Raw genomic sequence first — 1,079 nt, 5'->3', positions numbered from 1 at the left:
AATAACCGCAACTAATAAACTAACTAAGGTAAGGAAGTGCGATGATACGAGTCGCAATCAATGGTTATGGCAATCTGGGACGCGGGGTGGAAAAAGCGGTGTCGGCCGCCCCGGATATGGAACTGGTGGTGGTCTTTACCCGGCGGGATCCCGCCACAGTGAAAACCGCAGGCACCCCGGTGGTCAGTGTGTCTGAAATGGCGCAGTACCGCGACTTGGTGGATGTGTGCGTGAACTGCGGCGGTTCCGCGACCGACTTGATGGAACAGGGGGTGTTCACGTCTGGCCTGTTCAACACGGTCGATTCTTTTGACACCCACGCTCGAATTCCCGAACATTTCGATGCGGTGGATGCGGCGGCACGCCGAGCGGGACACGTGGCTTTCATTAGTTGCGGGTGGGATCCGGGGCTGTTTTCCATGCTGCGCGTGTTGGGCGACGCGATTTTGCCACGCAGCCAGGCCACGACCTTTTGGGGGCGTGGCGTTTCCCAGGGACATTCCGATGCGATTCGCCGGATTGAGGGTGTGGCCGATGCCCGGCAATACACGGTGCCGGTGGCGGAAACGGTGGCCGCAGTGCGCGGCGGCAGCCAAGAGAAATACACCGCCCGCCAAATGCACCGGCGTGAATGCTATGTGGTGGCTAAGCCCGGTGCGGACAAGGCGCGGATAGAGGCCGAAATTAAGTCGATGCCGAACTATTTCGCGGACTATGACACGAACGTGACGTTTATCACGACCGAGGAAATGCAGCGCGACCACGCGGGTTTACCCCATGCGGGCGAGGTAATCCGCAGCGGCGAAACTTCGCCGGGGGTGTCCCAGTCTATGATTTTCCAGTTGCGATTGGATTCCAACCCGGAGTTCACCGGCGCCGTGTTGGCGGCCGTGGCCAGGGCTTGCGTTCGGAAAGCCACGCGCGGCGAGCGCGGGGCTTTCACCATGCTGGACGTGACTTTGGCGGAGCTCTCGTGGCGCGACCCCGCAGTCTTGCGCCACGATTTCCTCTAAATTCATGAGGCGCGAGCCGAAATCGCTGGCGATAGCCTGGAATGTGACCTTGGTCACATTCCGCGG

Annotated in this window: 1 protein-coding gene; it reads left to right on the top strand. The window is 60.2% G+C overall.

Annotated elements, in window-relative coordinates:
* Positions 1-41: 41 nt before the first annotated feature.
* Positions 42-1,013 (top strand): diaminopimelate dehydrogenase, encoded by a 972-nt coding sequence (locus tag HMPREF0577_RS10495; RefSeq protein ID WP_004013877.1) that lies wholly within the window; start codon positions 42-44, stop codon positions 1,011-1,013.
* Positions 1,014-1,079: the final 66 nt, after the last annotated feature.

This window comes from Mobiluncus mulieris ATCC 35243 (genome assembly GCF_000160615.1).
GTDB classification, from domain to species: Bacteria; Actinomycetota; Actinomycetes; order Actinomycetales; family Actinomycetaceae; genus Mobiluncus; species Mobiluncus mulieris.
This window is presented reverse-complemented; position numbering and strand designations above follow the sequence as displayed.